The organism is Coprobacillus sp. (assembly GCF_984815275.1).
Genome location: NZ_CFJNYH010000007.1, coordinates 67355 through 89328, shown reverse-complemented (window position 1 = coordinate 89328; position 21974 = coordinate 67355). Strand labels below are relative to the sequence as shown.

20 protein-coding genes and 1 other annotated feature are annotated in these 21974 nt (G+C 31.9%); of the genes, 3 read left to right on the top strand and 17 right to left on the bottom strand.

The genetic code is table 11. The annotated features are described in order from the left end of the window. Nucleotides 1-48: 48 nt before the first annotated feature. The 10 genes from murD to AC5M21_RS04240 form a co-directional block, all read right to left on the bottom strand. Entirely contained in the window at nt 49-1392 is a 1344-nt protein-coding gene (murD, locus tag AC5M21_RS04285; protein ID WP_008790430.1) for a UDP-N-acetylmuramoyl-L-alanine--D-glutamate ligase, read from the bottom strand. A 1-nt stretch (nt 1393) separates the two neighbouring features. Beyond that, nucleotides 1394-2377, bottom strand: coding sequence for a phospho-N-acetylmuramoyl-pentapeptide-transferase (gene mraY / locus AC5M21_RS04280; protein WP_008790431.1), 984 nt, complete (start codon nt 2375-2377; stop codon nt 1394-1396). A gap of 164 nt (nt 2378-2541) precedes the next feature. Then, nucleotides 2542-4455, bottom strand: a complete 1914-nt coding sequence (locus AC5M21_RS04275) for a penicillin-binding transpeptidase domain-containing protein (RefSeq protein ID WP_017143811.1) — start codon at nt 4453-4455, stop codon at nt 2542-2544. Nucleotides 4456-4713: 258 nt separating this feature from the next. After that, the gene (locus tag AC5M21_RS04270; protein WP_008790433.1) at nt 4714-6870 is read right to left on the bottom strand and encodes a penicillin-binding protein; all 2157 of its coding nucleotides are present in this window, start codon (nt 6868-6870) and stop codon (nt 4714-4716) included. Next, nucleotides 6870-7172 carry a hypothetical protein gene (locus AC5M21_RS04265; protein ID WP_008790434.1) on the bottom strand — a complete coding sequence of 101 codons (303 nt, stop codon included), beginning with the start codon at nt 7170-7172 and terminating at the stop codon, nt 6870-6872. Before AC5M21_RS04265 ends, AC5M21_RS04270 begins: the two co-directional genes overlap by 1 nt. After that, nucleotides 7159-8106 carry a 16S rRNA (cytosine(1402)-N(4))-methyltransferase RsmH gene (gene rsmH / locus AC5M21_RS04260; RefSeq protein WP_008790435.1) on the bottom strand — a complete coding sequence of 316 codons (948 nt, stop codon included), beginning with the start codon at nt 8104-8106 and terminating at the stop codon, nt 7159-7161. The genes AC5M21_RS04265 and rsmH overlap by 14 nt, the downstream gene beginning before the upstream one ends. Nucleotides 8107-8117: 11 nt before the next feature. Next, on the bottom strand, nt 8118-8549 hold the full coding sequence (gene mraZ, locus AC5M21_RS04255; RefSeq protein WP_117598687.1) for a division/cell wall cluster transcriptional repressor MraZ: 432 nt from the start codon (nt 8547-8549) through the stop codon (nt 8118-8120). A gap of 171 nt (nt 8550-8720) precedes the next feature. Then, nucleotides 8721-9851 (bottom strand): transglutaminase domain-containing protein, encoded by a 1131-nt coding sequence (locus AC5M21_RS04250; RefSeq protein WP_008790437.1) that lies wholly within the window; start codon nt 9849-9851, stop codon nt 8721-8723. 158 nt (nt 9852-10009) lie between these two features. Continuing rightward, the gene (rpmF, locus tag AC5M21_RS04245) at nt 10010-10177 is read right to left on the bottom strand and encodes a 50S ribosomal protein L32 (RefSeq protein WP_008790438.1); all 168 of its coding nucleotides are present in this window, start codon (nt 10175-10177) and stop codon (nt 10010-10012) included. 12 nt (nt 10178-10189) lie between these two features. Beyond that, nucleotides 10190-10711 (bottom strand): YceD family protein, encoded by a 522-nt coding sequence (locus AC5M21_RS04240; protein ID WP_237713633.1) that lies wholly within the window; start codon nt 10709-10711, stop codon nt 10190-10192. 146 nt (nt 10712-10857) lie between these two features. Here AC5M21_RS04240 and AC5M21_RS04235 point away from each other — a divergent pair, with 146 nt between their 5' ends. Beyond that, a complete protein-coding gene (locus AC5M21_RS04235) occupies nt 10858-12009 on the top strand; it encodes a nucleotidyltransferase (protein WP_008790440.1) in 1152 nt (383 codons plus the stop codon). Here AC5M21_RS04235 and AC5M21_RS04230 read toward each other — a convergent pair. Then, nucleotides 11996-12874, bottom strand: a complete 879-nt coding sequence (locus AC5M21_RS04230) for a Cof-type HAD-IIB family hydrolase (RefSeq protein WP_008790441.1) — start codon at nt 12872-12874, stop codon at nt 11996-11998. The genes AC5M21_RS04235 and AC5M21_RS04230 overlap by 14 nt on opposite strands. Nucleotides 12875-13001: 127 nt before the next feature. Between AC5M21_RS04230 and AC5M21_RS04225 the strand changes: the two genes are divergently transcribed. Then, nucleotides 13002-13754 (top strand): threonine/serine exporter family protein, encoded by a 753-nt coding sequence (locus AC5M21_RS04225; RefSeq protein ID WP_008790442.1) that lies wholly within the window; start codon nt 13002-13004, stop codon nt 13752-13754. 1 nt (nt 13755) lies between these two features. After that, nucleotides 13756-14211 (top strand): threonine/serine exporter family protein, encoded by a 456-nt coding sequence (locus tag AC5M21_RS04220; protein ID WP_008790443.1) that lies wholly within the window; start codon nt 13756-13758, stop codon nt 14209-14211. Nucleotides 14212-14278: 67 nt separating this feature from the next. Here AC5M21_RS04220 and pheT read toward each other — a convergent pair whose 3' ends face one another. From pheT to AC5M21_RS04190, 6 genes are all read right to left on the bottom strand, one after another. Then, entirely contained in the window at nt 14279-16672 is a 2394-nt protein-coding gene (gene pheT / locus AC5M21_RS04215; protein WP_008790444.1) for a phenylalanine--tRNA ligase subunit beta, read from the bottom strand. 4 nt (nt 16673-16676) lie between these two features. Next, nucleotides 16677-17711, bottom strand: coding sequence for a phenylalanine--tRNA ligase subunit alpha (pheS, locus tag AC5M21_RS04210; RefSeq protein ID WP_008790445.1), 1035 nt, complete (start codon nt 17709-17711; stop codon nt 16677-16679). A gap of 32 nt (nt 17712-17743) precedes the next feature. Then, nucleotides 17744-17946, bottom strand: a binding site (T-box leader). 84 nt (nt 17947-18030) lie between these two features. Continuing rightward, complete coding sequence (locus tag AC5M21_RS04205) at nt 18031-18798, bottom strand: zinc-ribbon domain-containing protein (RefSeq protein ID WP_008790446.1); 768 nt, start codon at nt 18796-18798, stop codon at nt 18031-18033. A gap of 113 nt (nt 18799-18911) precedes the next feature. Further along, nucleotides 18912-20291: an alanine/glycine:cation symporter family protein gene (locus AC5M21_RS04200; RefSeq protein ID WP_008790447.1), complete on the bottom strand. Its 1380-nt coding sequence runs from the start codon at nt 20289-20291 to the stop codon at nt 18912-18914. Nucleotides 20292-20571: 280 nt separating this feature from the next. Next, entirely contained in the window at nt 20572-21294 is a 723-nt protein-coding gene (locus tag AC5M21_RS04195; RefSeq protein WP_008790448.1) for a TrmH family RNA methyltransferase, read from the bottom strand. Beyond that, the gene (locus AC5M21_RS04190; protein WP_008790449.1) at nt 21291-21956 is read right to left on the bottom strand and encodes a M48 family metallopeptidase; all 666 of its coding nucleotides are present in this window, start codon (nt 21954-21956) and stop codon (nt 21291-21293) included. Before AC5M21_RS04190 ends, AC5M21_RS04195 begins: the two co-directional genes overlap by 4 nt. Nucleotides 21957-21974: the final 18 nt, after the last annotated feature.

Genomic DNA, 21974 nt, shown 5'->3' with positions numbered 1-21974 from the left:
CTTACAAAATTGTAAGCAAAAAAAGAAAGCCGATAGAGCCTTCTTATCTTATTCAAATTTATTAACAATATGTTTGAACACATTTCCTCTTTCTTCATAACCACTAAATTCATCATAGGAACTTGTTGAAGGAGACAATAGAACAACATCACCACTTTTAGCAAGTTCTTTTGCTTTTATGATTGCATCTTTCATATATTTAACAATATCCGTATTTGGACACTTCATATCTTTAGCAAATCGTTCTCCTGCCTCACCAAAACAAATCAGATGAGAGATTTGTTTTTGATAATTTGCCATCTCTCTTAGATCTAATCCTTTTTCATGTCCACCCATTAACAATATCACTGGTTTTTCAAATGATTTTAATGCAATAATTGCAGCATCAGTATTTGTTGCTTTTGAATCATTATAATATTTAACACCCTGATATTCTCTAACAAACTCAATACGATGCTCCACCCCTGTAAAAGCAGCTAATGTATCATGAATAGATTGAACATCAATACCTGAATGAATACAGGCACAAATGGCAATCATCATATTTTGAATATTATGACGTCCTACAATTTTAATATCATCTAAATTGATAATATGTTGACCTTGATAATAAATAGCATCATTCTTGATCATACAATCAGCCTCTTGTTCTAATGAAAAGGAAACAATCTTAGCTTGTGGAGGATACTTTTGAAGATATTCTTTTAAGACCACATCATCTTTATTCTGTAAATAAATATCATTATGATCCTGATTCATATAAATCCGTGTTTTAGAAGTATAATACTCTTCTAATGATGCCATATAATCCAAATGATCAGGTGTCAAATTTATAATTGTTGCAACCCTTGGATGAAAAGCATCAATATCTAACAATTGAAAATTAGACATTTCCAATACCACATCATAATCACTCTTATGAAGCAAATCTTCATTTAAGACAAGTTCTGATAATGGCGTTCCAACATTTCCTGCTAAGCAAACCTGACGTCCTGCATTTTTTAAAATATCACGAATTAATGTAACAGTTGTTGTCTTGCCATTTGTTCCTGTAATAGCGATATAATTTTGAGGTTGAGACAAACGATAAGCTAACTCTATTTCTGTATATACAGGAATTCCCCTTTCTTTTAAACGCAATACAAATGGTTTATGATAATTAATACCAGGGTTTTTGACTACAAAATCAAAATCTCTTTCAAACAAATCATCTGGGTGACCACCCACAATCATTTCAATTCCACGAGCTATATATTCATCATAACACTCAATTTGCTCCTGAAGTGCAAATTCATTAACTGTAATTGTTGCATGTACAGCACTTAATAACTCCACAGCAGCCTTCCCGCTTTTTGCAAGCCCTAAAACCAAAACTTTCTTTCCACTTAACATCCTACATAACTCCTAACACAATACCAATAATTCCACAAATGAATCCTAAGAACCAAAATGAAATTACAACCTGCTGTTCTGTCCAACCTAACATTTCAAAATGGTGATGAATAGGAGCCATCTTGAAAACTCTTTTTCCACGTGTTTTAAACGATACAACCTGAATAACAACTGACAGTGTTTCCATTAAGAAAACGCCACCAATTAAAATAAGTAAAAGTTCTTGATTTGTTAAAACTGCTAATGCTGCTAACATACCACCTAAAGCAAGTGAACCAGTATCTCCCATAAAGATACGGGCAGGATGATAATTAAAATACATAAATCCAAGTAATGCGCCAACAATAATCATTGCATAAATAGCAATTTCATAATTTTTATTCATGATTGCAAAAATAACAAAGACTGAAGTTGCAATCATAGAAAGCCCAGTTGCTAAACCATCAAGCCCATCTGTTAAATTGACTGCATTACTTTCCGCAGTAAACATAATATAAACCAAGACAGGATAAAACCAACCTAAATCCACATTCATATGTAATAATGGAATTGAGATTGATGTATCAAAATCAGGAATAAAATATTTTGCTAACATATAAAATGCAATAGCCATTACAGACTGTAATGCATATTTATAAATAGGTTTTAATCCTTCATTTGTTTTTCTGACAACAATTAAATAATCATCTAAAAAACCAATTAATCCATACCCAACAAAAGCAAATGTTAATAAGTTAATATATGGATTTTGAAAGAATGAAAAATTCAAGATGTAAACAACCAATACAGCACAAAGAATAAAAACAATTCCTCCCATTGTTGGTGTTCCACCTTTTGCTTTATGAGACTCTAAGCCTTCTTCTCTTTCGATTTGGCCAAATTTTAATTTCTTTAAATATTGAATAGATTTAGGCATAACTGCCATGACTAAGACAAATGCCACAATAAAATTGATAACAATTTGTAAAAAGACCATTGAAAACATAATCATACTCCTTTACACGTATTTTACTTTTTACAATATATCATATTTTCCTCACAATAACAACCAAACAAAAGAAAAGATATGAAACATACAGCGATAATCTTCACTTAAGATAAAGGCAAACCAAAAGAGTGAAGATGCACTCTTCTCCACTCTCCTTTGCTTTATGAACTTTTGTTTCCTAACATAATCTTAACTTTCTGTCCATCCTCTATTTTTTCTCCAACACGTGGCAATTGATCGATAACATAATCTCCACTACCCATAAATTCAAATCCATAATTTTCACTCTTGACTTCTTTTTTAGATAACCCAACATAATTTTGAACATCAAAAGTTTTGACATCAGTCCATACATAAGCCTTTTCTTTTTGTTCAGTTACCTTCTTTACCCCTAAAGCTGGTAAAATATCAACTAACATTTTTCTTGCAATTGGAGCCGCAGTTGTACCCCCATATTGTACACAATTTTTTGGATTATCCATTGCCAAATACAAAACAATTTCTGGGTCATCAATTGGTGCAATCCCCAAGAAAGAAAGGATATATCCATTACCAGCATAAGTCCCATTCATAGCACGTTGAGCCGTTCCTGTTTTTCCACCAATACGATAACCATCTATATAAGCATTTTTACCTCCTCCATCAGTGACAACCCCTTCTAAGGCATCTCTTACTTTTGCAGATGTTTCTTTTGAGATAACTTGACGAAGTAACTTAGGTTGATTCTCTACAACAACTTCATGCGTTTTAGAATTATAAATTTTATTAACAATATATGGCTGATAGAGATATCCACCATTAATACAGGCACAGACTGCTCTCACAAGTTGAATAGGTGTAATAGATATACCTTGTCCAAAAGAAACTGTCGCTTGCTCAACTTCATTAAACTTATCATAATCAAACATAATTCCTGATGATTCCCCAGTCAAATCAATACCTGTTTTTTCAGTTAATCCAAAGTCTTTTACATATTTATATAACTTATCTTTTCCAAGACGTCTACCAATTTCAACAAAACCTGGGTTAGATGAATTCTGTAACACTTCCCTGAAAGTTTGTAAACCATGTCCACCTTTCTTCCATGATTTAATTCTTGCACCTTTGACAATTTCATAACCTTTGTCATAATACGTATCTTTATCCATATCAAAAAGATTTTCATTCAAAGCACTACTAAATGTAATAATTTTAAATGTTGAACCCGGTTCATATGATTTCCAGATTGGCAAGTTTCTATTATAGATCTCACTATCAGCATTTTTATAATCATTTGGATCATAATCCGGTTTAGAACACATCGCCAAAACCTTTCCATTCTTAGGATTCATTGCTAAACAGAGTATAGAATCTGGATTATATGTTTGATAAGCGTTGTTTAGCTCTCTCTCCACCACATCTTGAACACGAGAATCTATTGTTAATTCAATATCCATACCATTGGTTGGATAAATATAATCAGCTGGATAGATATTTAAATTTTGACTTTTGGCATTCATATAGTAATTAATACTTCCATTAACACCAGAAAGATATTTATCATATTTCAACTCTAGTCCAACCAAGCCCTGATTATCTATTCCTACAAAGCCTAGAGTTTGTGCTAAATAGTTTTTATGTGGATAATAACGTAATGTATCCTGTACTAAATAAACCCCTGGAAGTTTTAAACGATCTATTTGATAAGCCTTCTCCTCAGCCATCTGTCTACCCTCAGGCTGTATTCTTTCTACTGAAACTTTTTTCTTCACTTTCTCTAATATCTTCTCTTCTGAACATCCTAATATTTTTGCTAACTGTACAGCTGTATTGACAGGATCTTTCACTTGACTAGGAACAATAATTAATGAGGAAGTTGTCAAATTATCAACCAATACTTTTTGTTGACTATCATAAATTTTTCCTCTTGCTGCCTCTAACGGAAATCCCCTTTGCCATGATTCTGTAGCTTTTAAAGATAATTCTTGGTAAGCATAAAATTGGCTATAACCTAATCTTATAACTATAGCTGCAACAATAATTGTCATGACAATATTAACCCACTTTATTTTTTTGACCATTTTTGAAAAAATCATAGCATCACCCATACAGTTTATGTATGAAGATAAAAATATAGACTTCTTTTCTTTTATAGCGATAGTTTCACACAGTTTTATACCTTATCTTTAAAAAGCAATATCTTCTGTTCTTTATAAGTTAAATCTCAACTGATTTCTAGATATAAAATCTATGCTAGTTTACTATACAACGACTCTCCATCCCTTACATAACATTTTTCAAAGATACTGAAGCCTAGTTATATAGAACAAAAATAGAAAATTCATATGAACTTTCTATTTTGCTTGAACTTTAATTTCTTGATTTGATTTTAACTTTGTTCCTTTAGGAACATTTTGTTTATAGATTGTACCTACACCATCAAAAGTGATACGAACATCTGCCATAGCTGCAAATGCTTCCGCCTCTTTACGCGACCATCCATCCATAGATGGCATTGTAATATTTGTTCCATTTGTTTGTAAAAAGACTCTTGATTGAGATGAAACTTCTGTTTTTGCTTTTGGATATTGATCAATAACTGTATCACCATCACCTATCAACAATGTTGATAACTGATGTTTTGTAAGAATTGATTTTGCAAATTCAGTACTTTGATTCATATATGAATCTAACACAAATGTAGATGTTTCAACTTCCTTTACAGGTTGTGCATTGATCTTGTTTAATGCAGTTCTCACAACACCTTGAACAAGTTCAGCAGCAACTTTTGATGAAGCATTTTTTCCCTGATACCATAAAACAATAACAACTTGCGGATCATCATAAGGTGCTAAACCAGCAAAACTATTTGTATAAAAATTTTGTTTATATCCTCCAGTCTGTGCAACCTGACCTGTTCCAGTCTTTCCAATTAAATTGATATCATCCATATGATAAGAATAACCAGTACTTCCTTTAATATTAATAACACCACTTAATAAATCTCGCATTTTCTTGACAGTTTCATTTGTATAAATCTGCTTAGAATATTCAGTTTTTCCTTGATAAATTGTTTCATTCGTAGAACTATCAACAATCTTATCAACAAAATAAGGTGTTACCATTTTTCCATCATTGTTTGCAAAGACACTATAAGCACGTAACAACTGATAAGCTGTCCATGATGATCCTTGTCCAAATCCAGTTGTCAAATATTCAATATCTCTACCGACAACACCTTTATATCCTGCAAACCCTGATGCAGTACTTAACTTATCAACCGTTCCTGACTTAAAGAACCCTAAATCTTCATAATCCTGAAGTAATGAGACTCTATCATTCACAGTTCTTAACATATGACAAATAGCAGTATTACTTGAATAATAAAACCCTTGTTCATAACTGATTGTTCCCCAACCTTTACCACCATTATGGTCTTTTACGGAATCTTTTTTATTATTATTGTAATAAAACTTACCAGATTGATACTTGGTCTTTAAATTTAATCGACCATCATTTAGCCCATTTGCATAAACAAATGATTTAAAAACTGAACCTGGTTCAACTGCTTCATTTAAAAATAAATCTACATAGTTATCTATATCACGTTTATTGGGATCAAATGACGGATAATTACTCACAGCCAAAATTTTCCCAGTCTTTGCTTCCATAACTGCACAAGTTGCTTTTTCTGATTTTAATTTCTCAACCAGCTGCTTCATCTGTAAATCAAGTTCAGTTTGCACATCAGCATCAATTGTTAAATACATATCATTCCCTGCAACAGGTGCCGTTTCACTTAAAACACCATTAGGTAAAGTATAATTATTATTATCAACCAGATAAACTTTCTTACCATCTTTTCCACTTAATTCGTCATCAAATGCTTTCTCAAGACCCATTTGCCCAATAATTGATTTTGTTGTTTTTCCATTAATTTCATTTGTTAAGAGTTGAGCATATCCAACTTCATATGAAGCAAAATCGCCATATCTATAATTTCTGGTTGTAATTTCTTCAAATTCCAATCCTGGTAAACCTAATGCATCAATTTTATCTTTAACCAATGAAGAAAGATTGTTTCCATAACTTCCAAATTCAACCTGATATGTTTTTTTATTTAACTGTTCTAAAATCTTCGCTTTATCAACGCCTAAAATAGGTGCTAATTTCTTAGCAGTTTCTTCTTTATCCACAACATATGCAGGCTCTTTATCGACTGTCAATCTTGTTTCTGACAAAATGGCATATAATTTGTATTTTTTAACATCACTTGCGATAACCTGTTTATCACTAGAATAAATTGTTCCACGTTTGGCATACAACGTTTCTTCTTTTTGCTGACCACCACGATTTTCAGCATATTCCTTTATATTAGCTCCACTAACCAAATGTTTTCCTGTTGCTCCCAAATAAATAACATTTAGTACCATTAATATAATAATGAATGCAAAGACACATAACACGATCTTTGCACTCTGATTATTATTTTTTTGTTTTATAGTCGCCATCAGTCTCTTTGGACTCCTCTAACAGCAGTTGTCACAGTACTTTGTTTATAATCATATCCCTTTTTGCTTGCAACAGCTCTTAAACGTGTAAAAGAAGCAAGTTCCTGTTTTTGCATTGTTAATCCATCAATATCAGCCTGAATGACTGTGATTTCTTTTTCAAGTTCCTGACAACTAATATTCAATGATGACTCATAAGAATTGAGTGCAACAATTCCTAATACAAAAGCAGCAAAACTTACAATTAATAATCTTCTAGAAAATCTCGCAAATCCTGTTTCTTTTTTCTTACTTCTCTTCATTTTCATAAACCCTTTCTATAATTCTCAATTTAGCTGAATGAGAACGATGATTTTCTTCTAATTCTTTTTCACCAGCGACAATTGGCTTCTTTGTTATTTTTTGAAATCTAGGTTTCAAATACTCTGGAACAATAGGCATCCCCATAGGAAGTTGTGGTTGCTTTGTTACCTCATTAAAAGTATATTTACAAATCTTATCTTCTAAAGAATGGAAAGTAATAACAGCAATTCTTCCACCTACACAAATACAATCTAATGAATCATCCAAAGCCTTTTCAAAAACACTAAGTTCATCATTAACTGCAATCCTTAATGCCTGAAACGTTCTTTTAGCAGGATGACCACCTTTTCGTCTTGCTGGTGCTGGAATCGCTTCCTTGATGATTTCTACTAATTCAAATGTCGTTTCAATTGGTTTCTCTTGACGATGTCTTTCAATTGCTCTGGCAATTTGTTTAGAAAACTTTTCATCTGCATATTTATAAAATATTTTCACCAATTCATTGAATTCATATGTATTGACAATTTCATAAGCGCTTAATGTCTGATTACGATCCATACGCATATCTAACTTTGCATCATAGTTATAACTAAACCCTCTTTCACCATCATCAAATTGAGGAGATGAAACACCTAAATCAAAAACAATACCATCAACTTTTTGAACACCTAATTGATTCAATTCACTTTTCATATTTTTAAAGTTTGAATAAATAATTGTAAAATGGTCAGAAATTTGACTCAATCGCTTTGCAGCTACTTCAATAGCTACTTGATCTTGATCAAAACAATAAAGATGTCCAGTTGTTAATCTTTTTAAGATTTCCTGACTATGTCCACCACCACCAAGTGTACAGTCCACATAGATACCATCTTCCTTAATATTTAATCCTTCAATTGTTTCCTCTAATAAAACACTTATATGATTAAACATGCGTCTCTCCTTTACAGTTCAAATTCATCCAAATCTTCCGAAATATCATCAAAACTATCCTTATTATCATCATAGAATTGATCCCATGCACTCTGACTCCAAATTTCAACATGATCACCAACACCAACAATGACACATTCTTTTTCAAGATTTCCTTCTTGTCTTAATACAAGTGGAATATTAATACGTCCGAGTTTATCAAACTCACATTCACTCGCTCTAGAAGTCACTAAACGTATAAAAATACGAGTGCTTTTCTTTTTTTGTGGTAATGATTGAAGTTCATGGTAATAAGCTTCCCAGCCTTCCTGTGTATACAATGCGAGGCATCCATCATTGCCTCTTGTAACATAAACACACTCACCACACTGATTACGCATTTTAGCAGGGATACTTAAGCGCCCCTTTGCATCTATGTTATGTCTAAATTCTCCAAAGAACACTTAAAATCACCCACTTTATAACATTTCTATACATTCTTTAACACTTCATGCCACTATTATATAACATTTCATCCCCCTTGTACATAGAAATCACATGCCTTTTTTCTCTTTTTTAAACAAAAAAAGTAGCAGTTTCCCGCTACTTATCTTTGTTTTTTCAATTTTTTCCAATTAATAATATAATTCTATCATCCTTAATTCATCATTATAGGAATAAGTTGCATTTTCATTCCAACATTTGTTTTGACTTAAAACTTGATATCCCAAATAAGAAGATTCAAGATTTCTTTTCACTTTTTGATAAACATTGTCATTGATACATTTTATTTCTGCTACTCTGCTTTTATTTTTTAATCCTCTATTCACTGCATAAGATAAAACACTTTCATCATACTTTTCCATATAACATTTTTCATCCTTAAAAACATTGATCTGGTATTGTTGAGTCTTTTCATAAGGAACTTCAGGCTGATAGCACTTTAACATGTCTTCGCTACTCATCATAAAATACCCTAAACAGGCATGTTCTGAATTCTCATGAACAGCATCTCCCCATGTTGGATCACAATAATAATAGTCACCACTCAGATGAATCATAACCCACGCATGCCCGTCCCCATTCAATGTCTGAGAACGCGTTTCTTTAGCAGTTCCAACAATATAGGCATTTTCTATTCCTAACTGATTTAAAAGATACTGATATCCTCTTGCATATCCAGCACAGACTGATTTTCCATTAGCCAAAGCACTTACCATATTTTGATTGTTATCAACACCATCTTCATAAACAACATTTTCAACAATATAATTATATGCAAGTCGCGCTTTTTGCAATTGTGAAGTTTCTTTCTTAGCCTCATTTAAAAAAACTTCAGTTTTCTTTTCAATATCTTGATTCATTTTTTTTACTTCGTCTAAAGAATAGTCATATAGAGGTAAAAACTGTATAGTTTGCTTGTTTTCCTGATATTGAAACTGGGAATTAACATAATAGAGTTCTCCGTGGTCATAAATAACTTTTGTAAAAATATCTTTTACTTTTTCAATATCTTTTTCTTCTAAAGTCACTTCTTCTTGGTGCTGACTTAAAACATAATATATTCTTTGATACGTCTTTTGTTCAATTTCATTTAATTGATTATAAAAATATTGGTAATCCTTATTTTTCTGAAAAGCTTGTTCAACCGCATTTAAATCCAACACTGGAATTTCAAGAAATTCTCTTCCTACTATAACCCCAATTGCCATTCCTATAATCAATACCAAAACAATCAAAAGCATGCCTCTTTTACGTTTTCTCATATCAAATCCTCACTTTATCCTCATTATAAACTATTCTAAGCATTCGATTAGCAAAATATTCATCCTCATCTCATAAATTTAACCAATGCTTCTTTATTTAAAAACATTTATACTATTCATTTTTTAAATAAAAAAAGCCCTTTAATAAGGGGCAGTTTTTATAACACTTTTTGTCCGTTGTAAGTTCCGCAATGTTTGCATACTCTATGAGATAATTTGTATTCTCCACATTCAGGGCAAACAACTACAGCTGGTACTGTTAACTTGTCATGTGTTCTTCTTTTGTTTCTTCTTGTTTTAGAAACTCTTCTTTGTGGTACTGCCATAGGTACACCTCCTTATTCTTTATCCTTAAAATAATCTTTAAGTTTGGCAAGTCGAGGATCAATATAATCTTCATCCTTACCTTCATCTTTTTCATTTAATACTTTCCAACCATTGCCTTCGGTTTTCAAAGTTGCGCCATCTTTAACAACACGCATGGGAACATCCATCATAATTTCCTGAAAAACAACAGGAGTTAAATCAACAGTATCCCTTTTAACCTCAATAACATCTTCATCATCTAAAGGTTTATAAAAAGCAAATACAGTTGCCGACTTAATATCAAATGGGTAATCCACATCTTCTAATGAAACGGCACATGGTAGAATCATTTGACCTTTTACTTGAAAATCAACGTATAACTGATGATTTTTCATATCTAGACATCCTCGTCCTACAACATGAACATCTTTCAAACCATTGACTTGTGATAAATTATGAAACATTTCTGATGGAAACGTAAGTGTTTCATCAAAATCAAAACATCCATCTTTTTGTTTCAAAATCCATTGTAAATTCCATTTCAAAAAAATCACCCTTTACACCGCATAGTTGATTATATATAAAACAACCAAATATGTCAATCAAAATTTCGCATAATTCGTTGAATTCCTCACTTCTTTTAATCAATTCTATGCTTTCTTATAAAACTATGATAAACTAAGCAAAAAGAGGTGTCAATATGAGAGTTTTAGGAATCATTGTAGAATACAATCCATTTCATAATGGACATATTTATCATATACAGCGTTCCAAGACAATAACAAAATGTGATTATACAATTGCAGTCATGTCTTCATCATTCGTTCAAAGAGGTGAACCGGCTATTATAGACAAATGGACACGCAGTCGTTTAGCCATTGAATTTGGAGTAGATATCGTATTAGAATTACCCTTTGTATATGCTTGCCAGAGTGCTGATTATTTTGCCAAAGGGGCAATTGATTTATTACATGCTATTGGTGTGACAGATATCTGTTTTGGAAGTGAAGATGGTCGCATTGAAACATTTATGGATATTGCTTGCACTATTGAAATGCATCAAGAAGACTATAATATGCACATCAAGCATTACATGCAAGAAGGTTTGCGTTATCCTGATGCCTGCAACCAAGCACTAAGACAGATTATGGGAAAAGAAATCACAACACCTAACGATTTATTAGGATTAAGTTATGTCAAAGAAATTGTATCTCATCATTACGCGATAACACCCCACTGTTTTGCACGTACAAATGATTATCATGATACCAAGCTGCAGGATATTGCCAGTGCATCTGCTATTAGAAAGGCTATTTATGAAAAAAAAGATTTCAAATCAACACTCCCTCATCCTGAATATTATCAGAATGATTTGTTTTTTCTTCAGGATTTCTACCCTTATTTAAAATATCAAATCATGACTTCAACCCCCAAAGAACTTAGACAATACCATTTGGTTGAAGAAGGTTTAGAAAATATTTTAATTTCTCAAATCCATAAAACAAATTGTCTGGAAGAATTACTTGGTTGTTTGTTATCAAAAAGATATACCAAACCACGCATCCAAAGAATGCTTATTCATTTATTAATGAAAAACACAAAACAGCAAATACAGGCAGCTATGAAAATCGATTATTTAAGAATTCTTGCTATGAATGAACAAGGACGCCAATATCTCAATATCATAAAAAAAGAATGCCCTTATACAATCGTTACAAACTTCTCTAGATATCAGCATCCAGCACTAGAGATAGAATTCAAAGCAACACGTCTGCTTTCCCTACTCTCTCAACAACCTTATGATCTCATCAAAAAAGAATACGCAAGTATTCCTTATATTAAAGCAGATTAAGTTCTTCTAAGATTTGAATTCCTTTTGCAACAGCACCTTGTTCATTGGTTACCTCCAATGCATAAGATGCTTTTTCTTTTACCAGTTCTGATGCATTCGCTGGGGCAAATGAATATGGAAATGATTCTAGCATTCCAATATCATTGAATCCATCACCAAAAGTTGCCACTTCATAAACAGATAATCCTTTCTCTTTTAAAACCTCTTTTAGCATACTCCCCTTATCATGAACATCACTTGTAATCTCTATATTCTCTTCAAATGATGAAGAAATATGTAAATGATTAATATCTTTTAAAAGTTTCTCTACACCTTGTACACTTTGATAATCAATATGTCTAGCATCTATCTTTAAAGGCAATGCTTTAGACTTATACAATTCATCAACTGTTTTAACTTCATGAACATTTTTAAGAAAACCAGTTCTTGTAAAAAACGGTGTCTTTGGTAATAAAGAAGGATCATCAATACCTTTTGATTTCATCAATATCTTCTGATGTCTTAAAAAATAGGTTTCTTTATCTTCAAAAATATATTTTCCTTGCTGAGTATGAACCGAAATATGATATTCATATTCTAACAAAATAGCCATAATCTGTTCAAAAGACTTTCTTTCCATTGGATAATAGCGATTGATATGACCATCATAACTTCTATATTGAGTTCCATTATTTAAAATCAAAGAATTATAAATTCCTTTGCTTTGACATATATCCTCAACCATATCAAACCCACGTCCTGTCGCAAACATAAATTCAACACCCTGATCACTTTTTTCTAGTATCTTTTGATAGCTTTGTTCATCAAGCGTATTATCCTTATTTAAGATTGTTCCATCCATATCACAAACAATTAATTTAATCATTTTTTCCACCTCTCTACGTTCCCTTATTTTAACATAAGTAAGCAGTGAATGAAATCAAAAAAATTATCGAGAAATGCTAGGCAAGGGATAGGAAATATGATATAAATTATTATTGTGAGGTGAAAACATGGACGAAAAAGAAGTTTTACAATCTGTGAATGAAATTGGTTATTTATTACTAAGACATGGTGCAGAAATCTATCGTGTCGAAGAATCTTTACAACGTATGTGTGAAGGATTAGGATTTAAAAATGTTGAAGTCTTTGCAATACCTTCTTATTTTACATTATCATTAACATTGCATGATGGTACCCCTTATCATGTTTCTAAACGTGCACGTTCAAATCGTATCCATTTAGATCATCTCTATGAATTAAATTGTTTAGTAAGACAAATTAGTAATGGAGATATAGAGCTTCACAATATTCAAGAAAAAATAGAAAACATAAAATCACAAGAATTAAATTATCAATTAATATTGTTAGGATATATTGTATCTGCTGCCATGTTCTGTGTATTTTTTGGTGGTGGTGCCATTGATATGGTTGTTTCAGGAGTTATTGGTTTCGTGTTATATTACTTTATTTATCTACTAGAAAAGCTGAGGATTAATGGTATTGTTCGAACTATCTTATCAAGCATGGTTTTATCTACGATTGCTATTCTAGGAAATAAAATAGGAATTGTTGAGAATCAGCAATCTGTCATCACTGGAACACTCATGTTGTTAGTTCCTGGAATTGCAATTACCAATAGTCTTAGAGATATTATTGGTGGAGACTTCATTTCTGGACTTTCAAGGATGATTGAAGCGATTTTGATTGCTGCCAGTATTGCAATTGGAGTTGGTGTTATGATGATGCTATTGAGAGGTGCTTAATATGAACGAAATCATTCAATGCTTATCAGCCTTTGTAGGTTGTCTTGGTTTTACATTTATTTTTCGTATTCATAAAAATATAAAATTTGCATGTGTTGGTTCCATTGTAGGTACATTAGGTTGGGTTATTTACCTTGCCACACAATTCCTAGACAATATCTTTATACAAAGTTTTATTGCAATGTTATGTGTTGCTCTTATTGCTGAAATGATGGCACGCCATTATAAAGCTCCAGCTACAATTTTTATTATCATTGGTTGTTTCCCTTTAGTTCCAGGAAGTGGAATCTATTACACAATGTTATATGCAGTACAAGGATTAAACAATCTCTTTGCTGAAAGTTTTTTATCCACTATTGGAATCAGCATTTCTATTGCTTTAGCAATCTTAATATCTTCTACAACATTACAAGTCTATAAAATTATAAAAACAAAAAATTATGCAAAAATTGAATAAGACAGATTCTCATTGAAATCTTTTTTACTCAAATTAAAAAGGTAATAAAATTTATTACCTTTTTTTATTACCCTCTTAAATGAGCATTATATTCTGATTTCACTACTGCTAAAATATTTTCCATAACATCATTAATTATTGTATCTTCTAATGTTTTTGTAGGATCTTGGAAAGTTAAAGTAATAGCTACAGATTTCTTTCCTTCCTCAATATGTTCACCTTCATACACATCAAAGATTTCAGCTTTTGAAACTAATTTTTTCCCAGCCTTTTGAATCGAACGAACAACATCATATGTTTGAATATCTGTATCCATAACTAATGCAATATCTCTATTAACAGAAGGGTATTGCGGAATTGATGTCACTTTTAGTGCTTTTGTCTTTAGATTTAATAAAGTGGATAAATTCAATTCAGCAACAACCGTTTCCCCCTTAATGTCATATTTCTTTGCCATCAAAGGATGAATTTGTCCAATCACACCAATAATTTGTTTTCCCATCTTGATATAACCACTTCTTCCTGGATGGAAATTCTTATTATCAGCTTCTACTCTTACTAGACTATAACGTGATTCCTCAATACATAATTTCTTAAATAGAGTTTCAACAAATCCTTTCACCAGGTAAAAATCAACATTTCTATGAATTCCAGCCCAAGGAACACTATGATAAACTCCATGACATGCAATTGCTAGAGTTGTGATTTCATCTTTTGCATAAGTGTTTGAAATTTCAAACAGGCAAACATCCTTAGAAGCATGTGATTGATTATAATTGATGACTTGTAACAATGAAGGTATGACTGATTTTCTTGTGACACTACGTTCTTCGCCTAATGGTGACATTAATTTCACCTGTTCATCTAATGGATGAAATAAGTTGAAATCATTAACAGTCGATGGTGAAGTCAATGTATATGTTAATGTTTCATGTAGTCCCAAATCAACAAGAACATCTCTTATAAACCTTTCATTGCTTTGTTTTGGTGTTAAATTTCCTCTCGTCATTTCCATCAAAGGAAGTGTTGAAGGAATATTATCATAACCATACATTCTCGCAACTTCTTCAATCAAATCAGCAGCCATAGTTATATCATTACGATATGTTGGAACAACAACCTCAAAAGTCGATTCTTTTAAAGTATAAGAGAAACTTAAACGATCAAAGATATCTTGAATCTCATTCAACGCAATCGACATTCCCAATAATCCATTAATCTTATCCTGAGAAACAGATACAATCTTTTCTGTCACATTTAAATCAGTTGATACAGTCTTATAAATTTCCCTAGCATCAGCTTCTTGTACTAATAAATCAGCACAGCGATCTAAAACATGAAAACTATTTGCTGTATTCAATGCACCTTTAATATAATGTTGAGAAGCATCAGTTAATAAATTCATACGACGAGCTGTATTACGTAAAGTTGCTCCATCAAATGTTGCAACTTCAATCACAATATTTCGAGTATTGTCATCAATCTTCGTATCATTTCCTCCCATAACCCCAGCTACACAACCAATACCTTGATCAGTAGAAACAATAATATCTTCTGGCAATAATTCATACTCTTTTTCATCTAAAAGAACTGCTTTTTGATGAAAACCAGTTTTAATAACAAAAGATTTCTCTTTCATCTTATCATAGTCATACATATGAATAGGTTGACCAGTTTCTAGCATGACATAGTTAGAAATATCAACAATATTATTAATAGGCTTAATTCCACTTGCTAATAAATGATTTTTTAACCACTGAGGTGATTCTTTTGTTTTCACACCTTTGATTAACTTAGCTCCAAAGAAAGGACACAAATCAGTTTCTACAATAACTCGAATGTCACTATCTAATTCATCATATTTTTTAACTTCAGGTAATTTCACTTTTCTGTTTAATACCGCAGCAACTTCATAAGCCAATGAAGTCATTGCCATACAATCACTACGATTAGGTGTCAATCCAATATCTAAAATATAATCTTTCAATCCTAAATAAGATAATGCCTCTTCACCTAATGGAGCCTCTTCATCTAAAACATGAATACCCGCTTTATCCTCTTCCTTTAAAAGACGTGCATCTAATCCAAGTTCAGCAATTGAACAAATCATACCATTAGATACTTCACCTCTAATTTTTCCTTCTTTAATTTTAAAACCTTCACCTAAATTACAGCCTGGTAATGCAACAATGACTTTTTGACCAGCAGACACATTAGGAGCACCACAAACAATTTGTGTGACAACGCCTGGTTTCACTTCTACTTGACATACATTCAAATGGTCACTATCAGGATGTGGCTGACATTCTTTAACATACCCTACAACCAATTGATCACCATGTGCTAATTCATGCATTCCTTCTACTTCTAATCCAATACGTGTAATCATTTCTGCAAGAGCAGCTGGATCTTGATCACTAATATCTACATATTCATTTAATAATTTTAAACTTGCTTCCATGCCCTTACCCCTTTCTTCCAAACTGATTTAAGAATCTTAAATCATTATTATAAAAATCTCGAATATTATCAATGTTATATTTTAACATTGCTACACGTTCTAATCCAATTCCAAATGCAAATCCCTGGTAAACTTCTGGATCAAAACCACACATTTCAAGAACTCTAGGATTCACCATCCCTGCTCCTAAAATTTCAATCCAGCCAGTATGTTTACACATCGGACACCCTTTTCCCTCACAGTTATGACAGCTAATATCAACTTCAACACTTGGCTCTGTAAATGGGAAATAAGAAGGTCTTAAACGAATTTTACGTTTTTCACCAAACATTTTTTTAGCAAAGACTTCTAAAGTTCCTTTTAAATCAGCCATAGTAATATTCTTATCAATAACCAATCCTTCACATTGCATAAATTGATGTGAATGTGTTGCATCATCATCATCTCTACGATATGTTTTTCCTGGACAAATAACTTTAATTGGTCCTTTTCCTTCGGCTGCAATCATTGCATGTGCCTGAACTGGTGAAGTATGTGTTCTCATTAATGTATTTTCATCTATATAGAAAGTATCCTGCATATCTCTTGCTGGATGTCCTTTTGGCAAATTCATTAACTCAAAGTTAAAATGATCACTTTCAACTTCAGGTCCTTCTGCAATCTGATATCCCATTCCTAAAAACAATTCTTCAATATCATTTTTAACAACTGATAAAGGATGCAAACTTCCTAATGGCAAAGCAGTACTAGGTAAAGTAATATCAATATTTTCACTTGCCAATTTTGCATTCATTTCTGCTTCTTCTAAAGCTACCTTTTTATTTTCAATAGCTTGTGTAATTTCTTGTTTTACCTTATTAGAAACTTGACCAAAAGTTGCTCTTTCTTCCTGATTCATATTTTTCATAGATTTCATAGCCGCTTGCATTGGTCCTTTTTTTCCTAAATAAAAGACTCTTAAATCATTTAAATCCTTTAATGATATACAATCATGAATTTTAGCAAGAGCTTCTTCTTTAATCTTTAATAACTCGTCCATATTGTCCTCCTTCAAAATAAAAAATCGTTCCAGCTAGGAACGATTATAATCGCGGTACCATCCTAATTCATAACAAATTCTGTTATGCACTTGATTCACAGTAACGTTGTGTTGACGGCGATGATTAGTCGCACTCCAAGGTGAATTCAATAAATACATTGTAAGAAAACTCTCAGCTTACGTTTTCCTCTCTGCTACAAATTCTCTATCTACTTATCCTCTTCATCGTGTTTACTTCCCATATTATAGCCAAAATTCTTTATAAAAACAAGTCTTTTTTCAGTTATCATAAATATCCTACAAAATACTAACAAACACATTACTTTGATATATGATTTAAATCAAATTTATCCACCTTATTATATAACTTCATAAAATCGGAATCTAAATCATTGACATTTTCATTATAACTCTTATATGAGCCTGACGGTGTCACTGCCGCCTCTAGAAACTCTTCATACATATCAAACATCTCTTTAAGAGTTTCATATTTATCTTCTAATCCTTCAGGTGGATTTTTCATTTTATCCATAATTTCTTGAGTTTCATCAATATGCAAACTTAAAGCAACTCTATCATTCATAACAGTTTGATCTTTTGTCATATTTGTAAGTGCTTCATTAAAATCAGAAACAAATTTACCATTTGGTTTTACATATTTATCCGTTTTTGTATCAGATGTCTCCCAGATAGCATTTGACCATACTTTCAAAGTCAAATTACATACTTTTTCAGCATTTGCTGCTCCGCCTAGCATTTTTATTTTTAAAACCCCAATATCATCAACATATTGATTATAATTCATGACATATTCTTCTCGTGCCTTATTATCCAAATAAGTCTTCATCCCAAATCCAATTCCAGCAATAGCTAATAATGCAATGAATCCAATAATAATTAATTTATTCTTATTCATTTGTTTTTTAACTTTGCTTGACTGATTTGTCACATCTTCTTTTACTTCGATATTCTTAGACTCAACCTGCTCTCCATCTCCCACTTGTTCCTTTTCATTTAAAGGTGCACCACAATACGGACAAAACGCTGTTTTCTCCTCTAATTCTTTCCCACATTTATTACAATTCATATTTATTTACCTTCTTTCCCTTACCTATTTTATTATAACATAATCATTCATATTATCAACTTACATTAAAAAACTCTATTTATAAAAAATAAAGTTCTTTAATCATTTTATTTTCACTTATCCCAGCATTCACTATTTGGAATCCCCAATTCTCCTGGGTGAAAAACAGGGTTCTTTCCTTGACGTTTTTGTTGTTGATAATCTTTTAAAGCACTGAATGCATAACGATGTAAATATAAAATAACAACAATATTCATTAATGCCATAAATCCCATTAAAACATCTGCTAAATCCCATATCATCGAAAAATCAGCTTGTGCCCCAAAGAAAATAACTGCAATCGTTACAAGTCTAAAAACAAACAATAAAGTTGGATTGTTTTTTATAAACTTCAAATTACCTTCAGCATAACAATAATTTCCAATTAAAGAACTAAATGCAAATAGAAAAATAGATATTGTAATAAAATGAATTCCAAATTCTCCAATTTCATTGTAAACAGCCATTTGAACATAGGGCATACCAGTAAGGCCTTCTTCAATTCCAAAATTCAAAAGAATAAATGCCGTTGTTGTACAAACAAGCATCGTATCAATAAATACGGAAATCACCTGTACAAGCCCCTGTTTAACAGGGTGTGAGACATCAGCAGTGGCTCCAGCATTAGGTGCTGACCCCATTCCTGCCTCATTACTAAATAACCCACGTTTAATCCCATACATAACACATGAACCTGTAAATCCACCAAAAATAGCTTTGGTATCAAACGCATTTTCGAAGATCATTGCAAATAAATGAGGCAATTGATTGATGTTCATGAGAGTAATATAAATTCCCAATAAAATATATAATCCTGCCATAACAGGAACAATTCGAGAACTCATAACACCAATGCGATGAACACCACCAAAAATAACAAATGCACTGGCAATACTTAATATTGTTCCTACTAATAAGGCACATAACTGTTCATTATCAAAATAGTAAGCCATTGCACTACTTACATTATAAGATTGCAGTCCATTAAACCCAAAGATAAAACAAGAAATAAGCAACACTGCAAAGACAATTCCTAAAAAACGATTTCCTAAGGCTTTTTCAATATAATAAGCCGGTCCTCCACGAAATACTTCACCATCTTTTTCTTTATAAATCTGAGCAAGCGTCGATTCCACAAACGCACTTGCACCGCCAATCAAAGCAATAACCCACATCCAAAAAATAGATCCTGCACCGCCTGCTGCCAATGCTGTCGCAACCCCTGCAATATTACCAGTTCCAACCCGTGAAGCAGTAGATATCATTAAGGCTTGAAAAGAACTCACACCATCTTCGCTATGAGCTTTTTCTTTCAATAAAGAAATACCTTCCTTTAACATTCGTATCTGTACAAAGCGTGTCTTCAACGTAAAATACATACCTGCCACAACCAATAAAATAATTAGAATATTACTGTATAAAAACTCATTTAACCATGATAAAATTTCTTTCATAACTCAACCTCTTTCCTTTATTCTTCCCATTTCTTGGGTCCTAATCAAAAAGACATGAAAAAAGGCACGTAGCAAAATGCGTGTCTTTATTGATTGAACTTTATTCAGTATATCACAGAATATACATATTGTCTCATTTTTTTATATTTATCCTTTCAATAAATATAAATTTGACCAAAAACTCCATATTCATTTCTGACATTAAAATATATTCTTTTGTCAAATAAACATATCCAAACTTATTGACATTTCCTCTTTTTCCACAATCATCATTAGAGTTCTATTTTTGAAAATGATACATTGTTATAGCAGAAGCTATACCAACATTCAAAGATTCTACTGTTTGAATAGGAATATATAAACGATGTTGACATAATTCTAAAATTTCATCACAAACACCCTGACCTTCATTACCCATAACAAATGCCATTTTATCTTTGACCTGATATGTTTCAATTGAAGACGCATCTCTTAAACAAGTCCCATAAACATCAACCCCCTGATGCTTTAAGAAAACAATAGCATCTTTTAAATTCATAACGCAGACATTCATTTGGAACAATGCCCCTTGGGTAGCACGAATCACTTTATCATTATATAAATCCACACAATCTTCAGACATAATCATTTGATCATAACCAAATGCCAGTGCAGTTCTCATCATTGTTCCAACATTCCCAGGATCCTGAACACGATCTAACAATAGATATCTCTGACCATCTTCAACAATAAGACTGTGATTATTCTGACGACAAATTGCCATTATAGGTTGAGGTGATCTTGTAAAAGCTAATTTATTCATAACATTTTGAGAAACATGCAATGTTTCTTCTTCAAAGTCATCAGATAACGTTGTAATAATCTGAAGAATAGAATGCTTTTTACGAGCTTCTTCTATTAAATGAAAACCTTCAATAAGAAACATTTTCTTTTCATCTCTATATTTCTTTTGTTTTAATTTGACAATTTCCTTAATTGTTTCATTTTGTAAAGATGTAATCATACATGTTTCTCCTTCAACCGTTTTAATCTTTCTTTATAATCAGGCATACGCTTTGCTATTTCCTGATAGAAAAGCGTTGAATGATTGGCTTGTAAAAAATGTGTTAATTCATGAACAATAACATAATCAATCAACTCTTTATCAAGATGAATCAAAGAAAGATTAAATGAGACCTTTCCTTCTTTATAATAGCAACTTCCCCATCTTCCTTTGTATTTCTTAATTTCAATCCTTGGCATATTTAAATCAAAATCATATGCTAAATAATAAATTATTTTTTCTTCTATATAATTAAGTAAAATCCGTTTTAAATAGTTTTCTACACATTGTGCAATATTTTGATGATAAACATAGAGATATTGTTCATGGACTTCACATTGATACTGTCCTACCGCTCGTAAACGAATGATATAGCGTGTGTCAAAAATGTCAACATATCCATTTTCCTGATAACAGGCATATTCCTCATAATTATGAATTAATGGTAGCAGTTTTTCTTGATATTTTCGGATATTATCTTCAATAAGTGAACGTGGTGTATAGTAAGGTGCACTGACAACCAGTTTTCCTTGTTTAACACGCATACGAATGGAATTCATATGCTTATAAATAACATCATAATATATTTCTTCTTGATTTAATATAATTTGATAACTTTTCATAAAACTCCTGTATAAACT